14 protein-coding genes are annotated in these 17,281 nt (G+C 28.4%); 13 read left to right on the forward strand and 1 reads right to left on the reverse strand.

All coding sequences use genetic code 11. From position 1 onward, the window contains the following. The first annotated feature begins 2 nt into the window (after positions 1-2). From glmU to ABXG81_RS04980, 7 genes are all read left to right on the forward strand, one after another. Positions 3-1,397: a bifunctional UDP-N-acetylglucosamine diphosphorylase/glucosamine-1-phosphate N-acetyltransferase GlmU gene (glmU, locus tag ABXG81_RS04950; protein WP_117521678.1), complete on the forward strand. Its 1,395-nt coding sequence runs from the start codon at positions 3-5 to the stop codon at positions 1,395-1,397. Continuing rightward, the gene (locus tag ABXG81_RS04955) at positions 1,394-2,380 is read left to right on the forward strand and encodes a ribose-phosphate pyrophosphokinase (RefSeq protein WP_117521677.1); all 987 of its coding nucleotides are present in this window, start codon (positions 1,394-1,396) and stop codon (positions 2,378-2,380) included. The genes glmU and ABXG81_RS04955 overlap by 4 nt, the downstream gene beginning before the upstream one ends. Further along, positions 2,381-2,965 (forward strand): aminoacyl-tRNA hydrolase, encoded by a 585-nt coding sequence (gene pth / locus ABXG81_RS04960; RefSeq protein WP_316115995.1) that lies wholly within the window; start codon positions 2,381-2,383, stop codon positions 2,963-2,965. Next, the gene (gene mfd / locus ABXG81_RS04965) at positions 2,965-6,462 is read left to right on the forward strand and encodes a transcription-repair coupling factor (protein WP_353528421.1); all 3,498 of its coding nucleotides are present in this window, start codon (positions 2,965-2,967) and stop codon (positions 6,460-6,462) included. The genes pth and mfd overlap by 1 nt, the downstream gene beginning before the upstream one ends. Beyond that, complete coding sequence (locus ABXG81_RS04970; RefSeq protein ID WP_117521674.1) at positions 6,446-7,567, forward strand: peptidylprolyl isomerase; 1,122 nt, start codon at positions 6,446-6,448, stop codon at positions 7,565-7,567. Before mfd ends, ABXG81_RS04970 begins: the two co-directional genes overlap by 17 nt. Continuing rightward, positions 7,548-8,447 carry a SurA N-terminal domain-containing protein gene (locus ABXG81_RS04975; protein ID WP_117521673.1) on the forward strand — a complete coding sequence of 300 codons (900 nt, stop codon included), beginning with the start codon at positions 7,548-7,550 and terminating at the stop codon, positions 8,445-8,447. The genes ABXG81_RS04970 and ABXG81_RS04975 overlap by 20 nt, the downstream gene beginning before the upstream one ends. Positions 8,448-8,530: 83 nt before the next feature. Then, positions 8,531-8,809: an HU family DNA-binding protein gene (locus tag ABXG81_RS04980; RefSeq protein WP_117521672.1), complete on the forward strand. Its 279-nt coding sequence runs from the start codon at positions 8,531-8,533 to the stop codon at positions 8,807-8,809. A 43-nt stretch (positions 8,810-8,852) separates the two neighbouring features. Here ABXG81_RS04980 and ABXG81_RS04985 read toward each other — a convergent pair whose 3' ends face one another. After that, positions 8,853-10,595 (reverse strand): NFACT RNA binding domain-containing protein, encoded by a 1,743-nt coding sequence (locus tag ABXG81_RS04985; protein ID WP_353528423.1) that lies wholly within the window; start codon positions 10,593-10,595, stop codon positions 8,853-8,855. An 84-nt stretch (positions 10,596-10,679) separates the two neighbouring features. On the opposite strand from ABXG81_RS04985, the gene gmk reads away from it, so the two are divergent. The 6 genes from gmk to rpsB all read left to right on the forward strand — a co-directional run bounded on the left by gmk (position 10,680) and on the right by rpsB (position 17,281). Continuing rightward, positions 10,680-11,288: a guanylate kinase gene (gene gmk / locus ABXG81_RS04990; protein WP_353528425.1), complete on the forward strand. Its 609-nt coding sequence runs from the start codon at positions 10,680-10,682 to the stop codon at positions 11,286-11,288. Continuing rightward, on the forward strand, positions 11,281-11,466 hold the full coding sequence (rpoZ, locus tag ABXG81_RS04995) for a DNA-directed RNA polymerase subunit omega (protein ID WP_316122112.1): 186 nt from the start codon (positions 11,281-11,283) through the stop codon (positions 11,464-11,466). Before gmk ends, rpoZ begins: the two co-directional genes overlap by 8 nt. After that, positions 11,463-12,635, forward strand: a complete 1,173-nt coding sequence (gene coaBC, locus ABXG81_RS05000; RefSeq protein ID WP_117521668.1) for a bifunctional phosphopantothenoylcysteine decarboxylase/phosphopantothenate--cysteine ligase CoaBC — start codon at positions 11,463-11,465, stop codon at positions 12,633-12,635. Before rpoZ ends, coaBC begins: the two co-directional genes overlap by 4 nt. 19 nt (positions 12,636-12,654) lie before the next feature. Further along, a complete protein-coding gene (gene priA, locus ABXG81_RS05005) occupies positions 12,655-15,009 on the forward strand; it encodes a primosomal protein N' (RefSeq protein WP_353529243.1) in 2,355 nt (784 codons plus the stop codon). Between the two features lie 10 nt (positions 15,010-15,019). Next, complete coding sequence (gene ftsY / locus ABXG81_RS05010; RefSeq protein ID WP_209813995.1) at positions 15,020-16,276, forward strand: signal recognition particle-docking protein FtsY; 1,257 nt, start codon at positions 15,020-15,022, stop codon at positions 16,274-16,276. 138 nt (positions 16,277-16,414) lie between these two features. After that, the gene (gene rpsB / locus ABXG81_RS05015; protein ID WP_117521665.1) at positions 16,415-17,281 is read left to right on the forward strand and encodes a 30S ribosomal protein S2; all 867 of its coding nucleotides are present in this window, start codon (positions 16,415-16,417) and stop codon (positions 17,279-17,281) included.

Raw genomic sequence — 17,281 nt, forward strand, 5'->3', positions numbered from 1 at the left:
TTATGCTAAAAACAATAATAATGGCCGCAGGTGAAGGTACTAGGATGAAGTCATCCACTTCCAAGGTCTTACATAAACTTTTAAATAGAGAAATAATAAGATACGTAGTAGATGCATCAAAATTTGATAATTCAGAAACAATAGTAATTGGTGGTAAGAATAAGGTTGATTTAGAAAATTTATTAAATGATGTAACTATCATAGAGCAAAAAATAGGCGATGAATATCCATATGGAACAGGATATGCAGCATCTCTTGCTTTGGATAATATTGAAGATGATGACCAAGTTCTAGTTTTAAATGGGGATATTCCATTAATAACTAAAGCTTCATTAGAAGAATTTGTAGATAACCATATATCTTATGATAATAGCGCATCTGTATTATCCACTAAAGTTGTTAATCCTATAGGCTACGGAAGAATAATTAGGGATGAAAATAGTGATTTTATAGGGATTGTTGAACATAAAGATTTAGAAATCAACCAACATATAATAGATGAGATCAACACTGGAATTTATATATTTAAAGGTTCTGATTTAAAAACAGCTATTGAAGATATAGATACAGATAATACTCAAAATGAACTTTATCTTACAGATTGTATAGAAATACTTTATAACCAAGGTAAAAAAGTTATGGCTTTTACGGCTAGCGATCCAAATGAGTTCTATGGGATTAACACTAAAAAAGAGTTAGCAGAAGCAAAAAAAATCCTACAAAAACGTATTAATGAAAATCATATGATTAATGGTGTAATAATAGATGATCCTGATTTAGCTTATATTGCTCCAGAAGTTGAAATAGGACAAGATACAATTATATCAGGTCCCGTAAAACTTTTAGGTAAGACAGTTATAGGTAGAGAGTGTATATTAGAAGGTTCAACTAGGATTGAAGATTCAATAATACATGACAATGTTAAAATTGATAATTCTGTAATAGAAAAATCAGAAGTAGGAGAAGGTACAGATATAGGACCTTTTTCACACTTAAGACCTAAAGCAAAGCTTGGTAAAAATGTTCATATAGGTAATTTTGTTGAAGTTAAAAATTCAAATGTAGGAGATGGCAGTAAGGCTGGACATTTAGCTTATATAGGTGATGCTGATTTAGGATCTAATATTAATGTTGGCTGTGGTGTTATATTTGTTAATTATGATGGCAAATTTAAACATAGAAGCAATGTTGGTAATGATGCATTTATAGGATCAAATTCAAACATAGTTGCGCCAGTTAATATAGAAAATGAAGGATATATTGCTGCAGGTTCTACTATTACACAAGATGTTAAAGAAGGGTATCTATCTATTGAAAGAGCTGAGCAAAAAAATATAGAAGGTTACGTAGAGAGAAAGAAAAAAAGAGATTTAGAAAAAGAAAAGGAGAGAAAATGACATCTGATAATTCGCAAGCATTTGTTCAAAGAGGGGAACTAAAATTGATAAGTGGAAATGCAAATTTACCACTTGCTAAATGTATAGCTGATAATTTAAATACTCCATTGGGAGCATCTGAAATAGAAAAATTCAGTGATGGCGAAATAAAGATAATGATTAATGAATCCATAAGAGGAAAGGATGTTTATATAATACAACCAACTTCATTCCCAACAAATGATAATCTTATGGAATTACTAATTATGATAGATGCTTGCAGACGTGCTTCAGCAGGTTATGTTAATGCAATTATTCCTTATTATGGATATGCAAGACAGGATAGAAAAACTAGGGGTCGTGAACCAATAACTGCTAAACTCGTAGCAAATCTTATTACTCAGGCTGGAGCTGATAGAGTAATTACCATGGATTTACATGCTGGACAAATCCAAGGTTATTTTGATATACCAGTAGATCATTTTTCAGCTATTAGGCTACTTGCAGAATATTTCAATGATATTGCTTATGACAAACCAGATGAATTTGTGGTAGTTAGTCCAGATTTAGGTGGAGTAAGACGTGCTAGACAATTTTCGGATTATCTAAAACTTCCTATAGCTATTATTGAAAAAAGAAGACCTATGCCAAATGTTTCGGAAGTAATGAGTGTTATAGGTGATTTTAAAGGAAAATATGCAATACTCGTTGATGATATGGTTGATACAGCTGGAACAATTACAAATGCTGCCAATTATTTAATGGAAAATGGAGCGAAAGGCGTTTATATAACAGCAACTCATGGAGTTTTATCAGGACAGGCAATAGAAAAATTACAAGATTCAAGCGTAAAAGAAGTAGTTATTACAAATACTATAGAATTACCAGAATATAAAAAAATAGATAAAATTAAACAACTAAATGTAGGTCCATTACTAGCAGAAGCAATTCATAGAATAAATACTTATGAATCAATTAGTGGTTTATTTGAGGATGCTGAATAAATGTATGTTATAGTAGGATTAGGTAATCCAGGCTTACAATACGAAAATACTAGACATAACGTTGGATTTTTGACTATAGACTATTTAGCTCAAAAACATAATATTCCTGTGAAAAAACTTAAATTTAAATCTCTATATGGTCAGGGAGAAATCTCTGGCCAAAAAGTTATGCTTGTAAAACCACAAACTTACATGAATAATTCTGGTGAAGCAGTTAGAGAGATTAAAAATTATTTTAAATTTGATGAAGATAAACTAATAGTCATAGTTGATGACATAGATATTGATTTTGGAAGAATAAGACTTAAGAAAAAAGGTTCTGCTGGCACACATAATGGTATGAAATCAATAATATATCAAATTAAAAATGATAAATTTCCTAGAATAAAGATAGCAGTTGGCAAAAAGCCAGATTATATGGATTTAGCAAATTTTGTATTAAGTGGTTTTAACGAAAAAGAAGTGGACATAGTTAGGGAAGAAATAATAATGTCTGTTGAAGCTATAGAAATGATGCTAGATACTAATATAGATAAGGCTATGAATAAATACAACTCTATAAATTTGTTAGAAGATGATAATTAATGAATTCACTTATTAAAAATTTAGAAAATCTAGAACAATTAAATACAATTGAGGCGAATTACAAAGATAATTCTCCTATATATTTGCATGGACTTAGTGAAGGGATAAAAGCACATTTGGTTTTATCTCTTTTTAATCGCTTAGACAAAAACCTAATTCTCATTGCTGAAGATGAAAAAAAGGCAAACGATTATATAAATTCAATAAATAATTTAGAAGAAACTGCCTACCTATATCCTTCCTATGATATTAATTTTTATAATATAAAATCCTTGGATGAAAATAAAAGTTCTCTTAGAATGGAAGTCTTAATAAAGCAAAGAAATAAGGAAAAATTTATAACTGTTACAACTTTATCTGCTTTGAGAAATAAGCTAACACCTTTAAACAAATTTAACAATAGCTTTGTTAAAATCACTGGTGAAGATGTAGTGAATATTGATGATTTATTAAATAAACTTACATCTTTAAATTATGATGCAAATAGTTTAGTAGAAAAGAAAGGTGAGTATGCTAAACGTGGATCTATTATAGATTTTTGGCCTAGTGAATATGAACATCCAATAAGGCTAGAACTTTTTGATGATGAAGTTGATTCTATAAGAATTTTTAATGAAAAAAACCAAAGGACTATAGAAAAGATAACTGAAGTAGTAATTTCGCCAATAAATGAACTTATATATGATAAAGCTGATATTGGGAAAGCAATAGAATCCATAGATAAAGATATAAATAAGCTTTCTAAAAGTAAAGAAAATAGCAATGATCAAAAGCTTGTAGACAAATATAAGCAAATACTAAGCTTCGTTAAAGAAAGGGCTTATGTAGCAAATTGGGATTTAATAAATTCTTATAGAGATTCTAACTATGCAGATTTTATTGATTATCTTACAGAAGATACACTATTTATATTTGATGATATATCAAGAATCTATGAAAATGAAATTGACATTGATAGAAAATTTTTAGAAGATGTGACTTATCAAAGAGAAAAAGGTGAGGTTTTTAATAGTTTTGCTGATTTACTTATCAAAAAAGAAATAATTTACGAACAATTAGAAAGCTATTCAATTATAAACTTAACATCTATATTAAAAAGATCAAAATTATTTAATCCAAAACTATTATTAGAGCTAAAGTCATTAGAAGCTGAAAACTATAATAAAAATATTATAGAATTTATTAAAAATTTAGATAAGTTAGATGATAAATCTAAGATTTATATTTTAAGTGGAAATGAAGAAAACAAAGATAGACTTTTAGAAAATTTTAGTCAAAATGCTATACCCAATGTCTCTGATACTGGTAATGAAAAAATTACTATAAGCTCAGATTATGCTAAAGAAGGATATTTTATTCCTTCGGAAAAATTATACGTATATACTCAAAAAGAAATATATGGTACAAGTAAGAAAAACCAAAAAAGAAAGTCTAAAAATAAGCTATCCTCTTCAGATATAATTAATTATTCTGATTTAGATATAGGGGATTATGTAGTTCATGAGAATAATGGTATTGGAGTTTATAGCGGACTTGAGAAAATAGAAGTAAACAATATACAAAAAGACTTTATTGTAATCAAGTATAAGGGTAATGATAAAGTTTATGTACCTATAGATCAAATGAATTTGGTTAGTAAATATATAGGTAATAAAGGTGAAAAACCAAAATTATCAACTCTTGGATCTCCAACTTGGTCAAAGGCTAAACAAAGAGCTAAAAAAGCTGTAGATGAAATCGCAGATGATTTAGTAAAACTTTATGCAAAAAGATCAAAAGAAGTCGGTCATGCATTTACTCCTGATACACCTTGGCAAAAAGAATTTGAAGAATCATTTCCTTATGAAGAAACTTATAGCCAGCTTAGAAGTATAGAAGAAATTAAAGCTGACATGCAAATAGATAAACCTATGGATAGGCTTCTGACAGGGGATGTAGGTTATGGAAAAACTGAAGTAGCTTTAAGAGCAGCTTTTAAAGCTATAGTAGATGGTTATCAAGTAGCATTTTTAGTACCCACAACTATTCTCGCAAGTCAACATTTTGAGACTATGCAAGAAAGATTTAAAGGTTTTCCTATAGAGGCAAGACTTCTATCAAGGTTTAATTCGAAAAAAGAACAGGATGAAATAATAAAAGATCTTAAATCGGGTAAAGTAGACATAGTAGTCGGTACCCATAGAGTTCTATCTAAAGATGTTGAGTTTAAAAAATTGGGACTACTCATAATAGACGAAGAGCAAAGATTTGGAGTAAAACATAAAGAAAAATTAAAACAACTAAAAACAAGTCTAGATGTTTTAACTTTATCTGCAACTCCGATTCCAAGAACCCTTCAAATGTCATTAGCTGGAATAAGGGATCTTTCTACTCTAGATGAACCACCTAGTGAGAGACTACCTGTAAATACCTATGTTATAGAATATGATGAAAATATTATAAAATCAGCTATTGATAGGGAACTTAGTAGGAATGGACAAGTATATTTTGTATACAATAGAGTTCATAATATAGATTTATTATATAATCATATAGTTGAACTTCTCCCAGAAGCAAGAGTAGAAATTATCCATGGAAAACTTACACCTAAGCATATAGAAACTATTATGCAAGACTTCATTAATGGTGAAATAGATATCTTATTGTCAACTACAATAATAGAAACAGGTATGGATATAGCAAATGTTAACACTATTATAATATATGATTCAGATATGATGGGATTATCACAACTTTATCAATTAAAGGGTAGAATAGGTAGAGGGAATAGATCCTCATATGCTTACTTTACTTATAGAAAAGGTAAAGTATTAAGTGAGATTAGTGAAAAAAGGTTAAAATCAATTAGGGACTTTTCTGATTTTGGTAGCGGCTATAAAATAGCAATGAAAGATTTAGAGCTTCGAGGTGCTGGAAATCTCTTGGGAGAGAGTCAGAGTGGCCATGTTGAAGCAGTGGGTTATGATCTTTATGTAAAGTTTTTACAAGAAGCTGTAGAAAAAGCTTCAGGTAAAAAAGTTGATATTAAGAAGAAATCAGATGTATATATTGACATAAAAGTAGATGCTTATATACCTAGTACCTACATTAACGATCAATCTCAAAAAATAGAGATGTATACTAGAATATCTAATATAAATAATAAAGACGACTATAATTTATTAGTTGAAGATTTAATTGATGTTTATGGAGATATACCTGTAATGGTGGATAATATTATGTATGTATCCCTTATAAAAACTCTTGCTGAAATGATAGGTTTTAAGGAGATAAGGGAACAAAAAGATTATGTTAATCTTAAGTTTAGCGACAGAGAATTATTTAGTCTTGATGAGCTAAAGGAAATTAGTGAGTCATACAAAGGAGAAATGAAGCTTGATTTATCAAATAATCCAGCATTTAAATTACCTAGTACATCTACTAAACTAATAGATACATACGATTTATTAGAAATAATTTATAATATAAGGAGTAATAATAATGAAGAAGACAAATAAACTATTAACAATAATGCTTGCAAGTTCTATGCTTTTTGCTGCTTGTGATAACAACTCAGCTAAGAATGGTAACAATGATACTAATAAGACTGAAGCTGTAGAAAGCAAAGATTCTGATAAGAAAAAAGAGTCAAAACTTCCAGATGATACTGTAGCTACAATCAATGGAGATAAAATAAGCAAAGATGATTATAAAAAAGAAATTTCATTTTATGGATCTATGCTCGCTAGCCAACAAGGATTAAAGTCATCTATAGTTCAAATGATGGTTCAAGATAGATTAATATCAGATGACTTAGATAAAAATGACATAAAAGTAAGCGATAAAGAAGTTTCTGATGCTTTTATGGAAACGGTTAATAGAATGGGTGGAGAAAGTAAATTTGATAAAATGCTTGATGACTATAATATGGATGTCGATAAGTTTAAGGATACTGTAAAAAAAGATTTAATGTACCAAAAACATAAAGAATGGTTTGATGAAAATCATAAAGTTACAGATGATGAAATTAAAAAATACTATGATGAAAATAAAGATGATTTTAGTAAAATAGATGCATCTCATATATTAGTAGAAGATGAAAAAACTGCAAAGGAAGTAAAAGCAAAGCTTGATAATGGAGAAGATTTTGCAGCTCTTGCTAAAGAATACTCTAAAGACACAGCTAACGCTTCTGAAGGTGGAAAATTAGGTGAATTTGGTAAAGGACAAATGGTTGCTGAATTTGAAGATAAAGCATTTTCTATGAAAGAAGGAGAAATTAGCGATCCTGTTAAAACACAATTTGGATGGCATATTATTAAGGTTAATAAGGTAATTAATTCTTTTGAAGATTCTAAAGATGAAATAAAATCCACTTTACAAGAGAAAAAATACAAAGATTATATTACAGAATTAAATGATAATGCTGATATAGTAACTGAAGATGCAGATAAAGAAGAAAAAAGTGATGAACCTACATCAGATAAAACAAAAGAAGATTCTAAAGAAAAAGCAACCGATAAAGAAAAATCTGATAAAAAAGATGATTCTGAAGAAAAAGTAATTGATGAAGAAAAATCTGATAAAGATGAAGTAAAAGAAAATGAGAGCAAAGATAATTAAAACTAGCTTAATTTTAAGCTTAGTTTTAACTTTAAATGCTTGCGGTAAAAAAGATAATTATACAAATAATATAGCTATTGTCGATGGTAATCCCATAAGCAAAGAAACTTATACTGAAGAGCTGGAATTTTATCAAAAGTTTTATACTCAGGAGTATGGCGAAGATTATTTAGAAAAAGAAGTGCAAAGAGGCAAAAGCAATAATGACATTCTTCAAAAAGAACTTGTAGATTCCTTGATAAAAGATCAAGTGATGATAAATGATTTAAAACAAAATAAAATAAAAGTGGATGATAATATAGCAAGTTCTATAAGAAATGATTTAGAGAAAAGCCTTGGAGGAAAAGAATCATTAAAAGCAAATGTAGCTGCTCTAGAGGTAAGTGAAAGTAATTTTAATGATATTTTGTATAATGATTCAATTAGAAAGCAACACTATGACTACTTTTTGAGTAATAATGATATAAAAGATAGTGATATACTTGAATTTTATAAAAGTAATGATAAATATCAAAGACAATATAAATATAACGTGTTAGTATTTGATGATGAAAATTTAGCTAATAAAATTAGAAAACAAATTAATTCTTCTGAAGATTTTAAAGGATTTTTAAATAAATCTATTAAAAATTATGATATAATCAACTCTGATTTTGTATATGAAGATGATCATTTATTAAAAGAATCAAAAATAAAAGAGAAAAATAATGTTAGTAATGTATTTTCATTTGATAATAAATATATGATATTAATGGTTAATTCCTATAACGATAATGAAAATGAACTATTATTAAAAACTAAGGATATATATTTAAAAGAAAAGTATGAAGAATATCTTAATAAGCTGGTAAAGAAGTCTAAAATCAGGGTTTTTATTTAACAAATGCTTGAAAAACCTAAAATTATTTTGTATAATCAAGATTAGAGTTAAACAGAATTAATTATTGATTTATAGGAGGAAATATGAATAAATCAGAATTATTAGTTAGTATTTCAGAAAAAAGTGGACTTAAAAAAAGCGATTCTGAAAAAGCACTAAATGCAATGATAGAGACAATTACAGAAACTTTAACTGAAGGGGAAAAAGTTCAATTAGTAGGTTTTGGTACTTTCGAAACAAGAGATAGAAAAGCTCGTGAAGGAAGAAACCCAAGAAAACCTGATGAAGTTATAAAAATACCTGCAAGCAAAGCACCAGTATTCAAAGCTGGAAAAACTTTAAAAGAAGCAGTTAATAAATAATTTAATGAAAATAAAACCGGAACTTGAAATAAAGGTCCGGTTTTTATATTTCTTTGTATTTATCACTTACATTTAAATTAGTGTCAATAGTTATAGTTGAGAAATTTTCATAATATACCATGCCTGGTTTTGCGCCCTTAGCTTTATTCACATTCTTTTTTTCTGTGTAGTCAATATTAACTTTATTATCGGAGGATATTGATGAATTTACAGCTGCTAAATATGATGCTATATTTATATCTTCATCATTTATATTATCACTTCTTAGTATAACATGACTTCCAGGAACATCCTTTACATGAAACCATAAGTCATCTTTGTTGGCTAATTTAAGTGTTATATAGTCATTTTGCTTACTATTTTTACCAACATAGATATCAGAACCGTTTTTTGTTTTATAATGATATGGCTTTGATTTTTTATTTTTAATTTTGTGTTTGTGACTTTTTTTAATTAAGTTATTTTCTATCATTTCATCTCTTATGTCATTTAGATCTTCAATACTTTGAGATCTATTTATAAAATCACATAGTTGATTTAAGTATTCTAAATAATCATTTTGTCTAGGAATATCTTTTTTTGCATAATCTACAGAATTTTTAATCTTTTTGGCTTTGGTATAATAGTTTTCAGTATTTTCCCGTGGAGTTTTAGTAGGGTCTAATTTTATTTCTATTTTTTTATTATTGTCATAAAAATCATCTACTATTATTTTATTATCTCCCTTACTAATTTTATGAACATTCGCAGACAATAAGTCACCATTTTTTCGTAGACCTTCTATTTTTGATTCTTGGAGAATATTATTACTTAAAATATTTAGTTTCTTATTTGTATTCTTTATATGAGAGTTTATTTTTTTTATAAGACTTGTTTTTATTTGATTAAGTCTGTCATGAGATTTATTTATATTATAAAATTCTTCGATAGATTCACTCATAGTTGAGTGAGACTTTTCCTTAAAATCTAAATGTGATAGCTTTATTGTATGGAATTCTTTTATCTTTTTATCATCACTATAAGTAAAGCTCTTAAGATTACCATTAATTATCTCATCTCTTAATTCATATAATAGATTATTTAATCTATCTTTTTCTGATTCACTAACTAATCCCCAATTTATTCTAGAATCAATTCCAGCTCTATAAATCAGTTCTTTTCCAACAATAGGTGAGAAACCAGTGTAAGTTTTATGAAATATTTTATCAGGTCTAGTACTGTCAGATAATTTCTGATCTAACTTTTTTATGTCATAATCAAATGATTCATCTGTAATATCATATTTATCATCATCAACAAATTCATATTTTACACCTGGTAAAATTTGTCTGATTGATGACATATTTTCATTTACTCTTTTTATAGAGTCAATAACTTTATAATTATCATCAACTAGTATTATATTAGAATACTTACCCATGATTTCCACTATGAGTTTTTTGCTTGTATCAAAACCCATTTCATCAATAGAACTTATAGAAAAAATTACAACCCTATCCAAATCTTTCTGAATTATGTCAATTATTTTGGCTTGGTTAATATGTTTTCTTAAAACCATAGTAAAATTTGGTGGAATATCTGGATTTTCATATTTTTTTTGAGTTAAATTTATTCTCGCTTCATTATTATTGGCACTTAAAAGTAATTTATAACTTTTGCCCATAGAATAAACATTTAATACTATATCATTTTTAGAAGGTTGAGTAATTTTTTGAATTTTACCTCCCAAAAGTTTTTCTCTAATTTCATTTACTACTTTTCTTGTTACTATTCCATCATAACTCATATTTTCACCTCTTAAATACTATACTATAAAAGCTACTTGTAATAAGGGTCCTTAAAAGTAAAATAAATATAATAAGGAGGCGTGATGAAGAAAGGTTTTTTATTAGTTATATCTGGACCATCTGGAGTAGGTAAGGGTACAGTTCTTCACGACTTGATGAATACTCAAAAAAATTTAGTTTATTCTGTATCTGCAACAACTCGTGATAAGAGAGATGGAGAAATAGAAGGTGTAAGCTATTTTTATAAGTCTCATGATGAATTTAAACAAATGATTGATGATGATCAGTTTTTAGAATATGCTCAAGTACATAATAATTATTATGGAACTCCAAAAGAATTTGTAGAAAATAAGATTAATGATGGTAAAATTGTTGTTCTTGAAATAGATGTTCAAGGTGCTGTTAATGTAAAAAAGAATACTGACAATGCCGTCTTCATATTTTTAGCGCCCCCTAGCTTATCAGAACTTAAAAATCGAATTGTCGGTCGTGGGACAGAAACAGAAAATGACATTAACCTTAGAATGAAAAATGCAAGAAGAGAGTTAGAGTATATTAAATATTATGATTATTTAGTTGTAAATGATCATATTAATACCGCTATTAACTCTGTAAATGAAATAATTAATGCTGAAAAACATAAAGTTTTTAGAGAAGAAGATTTTGATATAAAGGAGATTTTAGATGAATAATCCATCTTTTAAAGAATTATCAGATATTAGTCCAAGTAGATATGATATATGTATGATGGTATCAAAAAGGGCTAGAAGAATTGTAAGTGGCTCAGCTCCTCTTACAAAAAAAGTAGAAGCAAAACCTGTAACACAAGCTTTAAATGAAGTTGTAGAAGGTCAAGTAAGAAAAAAATGATTGACAATAAAAATATTTTATTAGGTGTTTCTGGTGGCATTGCTTGTTACAAAACACTGGAACTTTGTTCTAGATTAGTTAAAAAGAATGTAAATATTAAAGTCATAATGACAGAATCTGCTAAAGAGTTTGTAAGACCTGTAACTTTTGAAACAATGGCTAAGGGTTTAGTTTATTCAGATATGTGGGAAGGCCATCATGAAGAAGTTCACCACATAGAATTACCAAAGTGGGCAGACCTTATGCTTATTGCACCTGCATCAGCTAGTACTATTGGTAAAATGGCAAATGGTATAGCAGATAACTTTTTAATTGCTTCATATTTAGCCTGTCAAAAAGATGTTATTATAGCTCCTTCTATGAACACACAGATGCTTTTAAATCCAGCAACTCAAAGAAATCTTCAGACTTTAAGAGAATATGGGGTAAAAGTTATAGCTCCAGAATCTGGTGTCCTAGCTTGTAATACTGTTGGTGATGGTCGTATGGAAGAACCGAAAAATATAGTTAAATATTTGGAGGATTATTTTACTGATAAAGATCTTGTTGGTAAAAAAATAATAGTATCAGCTGGTCCTACTATTGAACCAATTGATTATGTAAGATACATAACAAACCACTCTAGTGGCAAAATGGGATATAATATTGCTAATGAAGCAAAAAAAAGAGGGGCAGATGTTATTTTAGTATCAGGTCCTGTTAATCCTTTTGAAATTAATGGTATTAATAAAATAGAAGTTAAAACAAATGAAGAGATGAAAAATGCTATTGAAGAAAACTTCGATGATGCAAATGCTCTTATTATGGCTGCGGCTCCTGTTGATTATAGACCTAGCACGGTAAGTGATAGAAAGATAAAAAAATCTGGAGAATCTATAAATTTTGAATTTATAGAAAATTTAGACATACTAAAATATTTTGGTAGTAAGAAAAAAGATCAGACTATTATTGGATTTGCTGCTGAAACAGATGATTTGATAGAAAATGCAAATAAAAAATTAAATGTTAAAAATGCTGATTATATTGTAGCTAATGATCTAAAAAAAGAAGGTGCAGGATTTAATACAGATACTAATGTAGCAAGTTTTATATCAAAAGATGGTGTAAAAGATCTAGAGATAATGAGTAAAAAAGAATTGGCTAACGAAATACTAAACTTAATTAGGTGATATTATTTACGCAAAAGTAATAATTGATAGTAAAAGTAGATTTTTAAACCGTAGTTTTACTTATCATATACCAGAAAAATTCAATAAGAAAATAGATATAGCAATGAGAGTCTTAGTTCCTTTTGGCAAAGGAAATAAGACTAGCGTTGCTTTTGTTTATGAAATAATAGAAAATATCGATGCAAGTTATGAGATAAAAGATATTTTAGATATTATTGATGATAATAGACTAATTTCAGATGAACTTATGAAATTAGCTTTTTTTATGAGCAAAAATTATATGTCTCCAATACAAGCTTCGATAAAACAAGTTATGCCTCCAACAGATATTAAAAATGTTAAAATATATTACTATAATAAAAAAATGATAGATGGAGATCTCTCTAATTATCTAAATAAAAAGCGTCAGATGTCTGACATAATAAATAAATTTGGGGACATAAAAGATAAAGTTTTAAATCTTGTTAAAAAAAATGAAATAGGTGTGTATTACGATACTAAAGATACTCAAACTGTAAAATATGACGAATATGTGGAATTAGTAGACGATATAAGTATTAACTTAACTAAAAATGCAAAAAAACAGGCTGAAATAATAGATTATTTAAAAGCTAATGGAAAAATAAAAGTAAGTGAATTACTTAGTAAAACAAATGCACCTAGATCAAGTTTTAAGTCACTTATAAATAAGGGATTTATAAAAGTATCTAAGCAAGAAAGAAACAAAGAATTAGATATCTCATACAATCCTTACCAAAAATTTTCCTTAAATAATGATCAAGACAATGCTTTTAATATTATAAAAGCTAATCCTAAAGGACAATTCTTATTATTTGGAGTAACCGGATCAGGTAAAACGGAAATATTTCTACAAATGGTGGAAGAAGTTATAAAAAGAGGACAAGAGGCAATTATTTTAGTTCCAGAAATTTCACTTACACCGCAAACCATTGAAAGATTTAAGGGTAGATTTAATGAAAGAATTGCTATAATTCATTCTGGATTGACAGCTTCAGAAAGGTTTGATCAATGGAGGATGATAAATAATGGGGAAGTTAAAATAGTTATAGGTGCGAGATCTGCTATATTTGCCCCTTTTAAAAATCTTGGAATAATAATAATTGATGAGGAGCATGATGTTTCTTATATTTCTTCAAAAGATCCCAAATATCATACAGATGAAATTGCAAGATTTAGAGCTGACTATAATAAATGCAATCTTATATTAGCTTCTGCTACCCCTTCTATAAATACTATGAAAAAAGCAGAAGAAGGTGAGTATCAACTAATCCATCTAAAAAATAGAATAAATAATTCTATGCCAGATATAGAAATAGTAGATCTAAAAGAGGAGCTCAAAAACTCTAACTATTCAATTATTAGTCGTAGATTATATGAAGAAATAGATAATAATTTGAAAAAAAAAGAACAAATCATTTTATTTTTAAACAAAATAGGTCATGATTCCTACACCTTCTGTAGGACCTGTGGTTATGTCATAAAATGTGAAGCTTGTGATGTAGCCATGACTTATCATAAGAATGTAGATAGATTAGTTTGTCATTATTGTGGTAGAACAATAAAACAACCTAGAGTTTGTCCTAATTGTCATTCTAAAAAAATAAAAGAATTTGGAGCAGGTACGGAGAAGCTTGAAGAAGAAGTGAGAAATTTATTTCCTAAGGCAAATATTCTTAGAATGGATAGCATGACATCAAATAATAAAGCTGCTTATGAATATATGTATAAAGGTATGAAAGAAAAAAAGATCGATATCTTATTAGGAACTCAAATGATAGCTAAAGGACTTGATTTTAAAAATGTTACTTTGGTTGGAATAATCTCAGCAGATTTAAGTTTAAATGTTGGAGATTTTAGATCTCAAGAGAATACATTTGAATTATTGACTCAGGTTGCAGGTAGAAGTGGAAGAGATAAGAAAAAAGGAAAAGTAATAATTCAAAGTTATAGGCCAGATAATTTTGTTATACAGGCAGTTAAGAATAATGATTACGATAGTTTTTATAAAAATGAGCTCATGGAAAGACAGGCCTTTTCCTATCCTCCATTTAAAAACTTATTAACGATTAAAATTATAAATGAATCTAGAACTCAAACAATAGATATTTCAAGAAGATTTGCTATTGATTTAAAAAATCATCTAGGAGAATATTTAGAAGTTGAGATTATCGGCCCAAATCCTTGCAAAATATCAAGAATTAATAATAAACATAGGTATAATATTATTGTTAAAGCTAAAGATAAAGACTTAAGCCAGGTTGTATATATAATTAATAAACTTAAAAATTTGTATATAAGTAAATATAAGGACACGAGCTTTATACCAGCTATAAATCCAATAAGTATTAATTAAGGAGTTTTAAATGTTTGATTTTTTTAAGAAAAAGAAGAAAGAGGATGAAAATAAGAAAGAATATTTAGAAGAAACATATCAAGATGATGAAGCTGAGGAAGAGTGGCAGGTTGAAGATGAGTATGAAGAAGATTTTAAACCATTAGAAGGTGGAGAAACTTTAGTTTTTGAATCATCTAATGCTGATCTTGAAGAAGAATTTAGTTATGATGAATCTGAACATAATGAGAACTTAGATTCAAATCATATCTCCACTGAAGACCTCACTAATTCTAGTGATTTTAATTATGAAGAAAGTAATAATTATAAAAAAGAAGAAATTTATAATCAATCTTATGAAGAATCAGAGAATAAAGGTTTCTTTGGAAAACTTAGAGATGGTTTATTAAAGACAAGAGATCAATTTTCTTCTCAAATTAAGAATCTTTTTACTTCTAATGTAAAAATTGATGACGAAATGTATGAAGAGTTAGAAGACATTCTAATCTCAGCTGACATAGGCATGGAGACAACTTTAGCTATTGTTGATTCATTAAGATATGAAATAAATGAAAGAAATATTAAAGATTCTGATGAAATATATCCATTACTAGAAGAAATAATGGTAAGGCACCTAGATCGTGATAATTTAGATAACGATTTAAACTTTAGAAATAATGAATTAGCTATTATTTTAGTTATAGGTGTAAATGGCGTTGGTAAAACTACAACAATAGGTAAATTAGCTTATAATCTCGAAAAAGAAGGAAAATCTGTTATGCTTGCTGCAGCTGATACATTTAGAGCAGCAGCTATTGAGCAATTAGGAGAATGGGCTGATAAAGCAAATGTAGAAATGATAGCCCATAGCGAAGGAGCTGATCCTTCAGCAGTGATATTTGATGCAATTAAATCTGCTAAAAATAAAGATATTGATGTATTAATTTGTGATACAGCAGGTAGACTTCACAATAAAAAGAATCTAATGAAAGAGTTGGAAAAGATTAATAAAACCATAGATAGTCATGCTGGATCAGCAACACGTGAAAATTTACTAGTTCTTGATGCTACTACTGGTCAAAATGCAGTTAATCAATTGCGTGAATTTAAAAATGTAACTGATATTACTGGTCTTATACTAACAAAATTGGATGGAACAGCAAAGGGAGGAATTATATTTCCACTTCAATATGAACTAAATGTTCCAGTAAAATATATAGGCCTAGGAGAAGGAATTGATAACTTAGAAAAATTCGATTCTAAATCTTTTGTAGACGCTATGTTTTAACTATTGATATTTTAATAAGTCTATAGTAAAATAGTACAGTACTACAAAAATATACACATTATCCGATGGATATTTCGTTGCCAACAATGGTTAAATGCCCAAAAGAAGATAGTGGAAGAAGAAAACGGAGGAATTTATATGGCAGTAGTTTCAATGAAAAAATTACTAGAAGCTGGTGTACACTTTGGTCACCAAACAAGAAGATGGAATCCTAAGATGGCTAAATACATCTTCACAGAAAGAAATGGAATCTATATAATAGATTTACAAAAGACAGCGGTTCAAATAGAAGATGCCTATGCAATGATTAGGGATATAGCTGCAGATGGCGGAGATGTTTTATTTGTTGGAACAAAAAAACAAGCACAAGATTCTATTGAACATGAAGCTAAAAGATGTGGCCAATACTATGTGTCAAATAGATGGTTAGGCGGAATGCTTACAAACTTTGATACAATAAGAAAAAGTATAGACAAACTAAAAAGATATGAACAAATGGAAGAAGATGGAACATTTGATCTTCTACCTAAAAAAGAAGTACTACAGTACCAAAAAGAAATGGATAAATTAGAAAAGAATCTTGGCGGTATTAAAGAAATGGATAAACTACCAGACGTAATATTTGTAGTAGATCCAGGAGAAGAATCTATAGCGGTTCATGAAGCAAGAATATTAGGTATTCCAGTTGTAGCGATAGTAGATACAAACTGTGACCCAGATGAAGTTGATTTAGCTATACCAGGAAATGACGATGCTATTCGTGCAGTAAAATTAATAACATCTGTAATGGCTGATGCTGTAGTGGAAGCAAATCAAGGTAACGAATTTGATCCATCCAATGACAACTTAGCAAATGAATTTTTAGAAGAATCAGACGATCAAGAAGTAAAAGAAGAAAAAAACGAAGAAACTAAAGAACTTTCATCTGAAGAAATAGCTGATGCAGCAGAAGAAATTGAAACAGCTGCATATGAAGATAAAAACGAAGAAAATCAAGGAGAATAA

The organism is Anaerococcus nagyae, assembly GCF_040364225.1.
Classification (GTDB): domain Bacteria; phylum Bacillota; class Clostridia; order Tissierellales; family Peptoniphilaceae; genus Anaerococcus; species Anaerococcus nagyae.

Coding starts and splice junctions, on each gene's coding strand:
- mfd (WP_353528421.1), top strand. CDS start 2,965: ATGAATTCACTTATTAAAAATTTAGAAAATCTAGAACAATTAAATACA.
- rpsB (WP_117521665.1), top strand. CDS start 16,415: ATGGCAGTAGTTTCAATGAAAAAATTACTAGAAGCTGGTGTACACTTT.
- pth (WP_316115995.1), top strand. CDS start 2,381: ATGTATGTTATAGTAGGATTAGGTAATCCAGGCTTACAATACGAAAAT.
- rpoZ (WP_316122112.1), top strand. CDS start 11,281: ATGAATAATCCATCTTTTAAAGAATTATCAGATATTAGTCCAAGTAGA.
- ABXG81_RS04970 (WP_117521674.1), top strand. CDS start 6,446: ATGAAGAAGACAAATAAACTATTAACAATAATGCTTGCAAGTTCTATG.
- ABXG81_RS04985 (WP_353528423.1), bottom strand. CDS start 10,595: ATGAGTTATGATGGAATAGTAACAAGAAAAGTAGTAAATGAAATTAGA.
- glmU (WP_117521678.1), top strand. CDS start 3: ATGCTAAAAACAATAATAATGGCCGCAGGTGAAGGTACTAGGATGAAG.
- ABXG81_RS04975 (WP_117521673.1), top strand. CDS start 7,548: ATGAGAGCAAAGATAATTAAAACTAGCTTAATTTTAAGCTTAGTTTTA.
- ABXG81_RS04980 (WP_117521672.1), top strand. CDS start 8,531: ATGAATAAATCAGAATTATTAGTTAGTATTTCAGAAAAAAGTGGACTT.
- ftsY (WP_209813995.1), top strand. CDS start 15,020: ATGTTTGATTTTTTTAAGAAAAAGAAGAAAGAGGATGAAAATAAGAAA.
- gmk (WP_353528425.1), top strand. CDS start 10,680: ATGAAGAAAGGTTTTTTATTAGTTATATCTGGACCATCTGGAGTAGGT.
- coaBC (WP_117521668.1), top strand. CDS start 11,463: ATGATTGACAATAAAAATATTTTATTAGGTGTTTCTGGTGGCATTGCT.
- ABXG81_RS04955 (WP_117521677.1), top strand. CDS start 1,394: ATGACATCTGATAATTCGCAAGCATTTGTTCAAAGAGGGGAACTAAAA.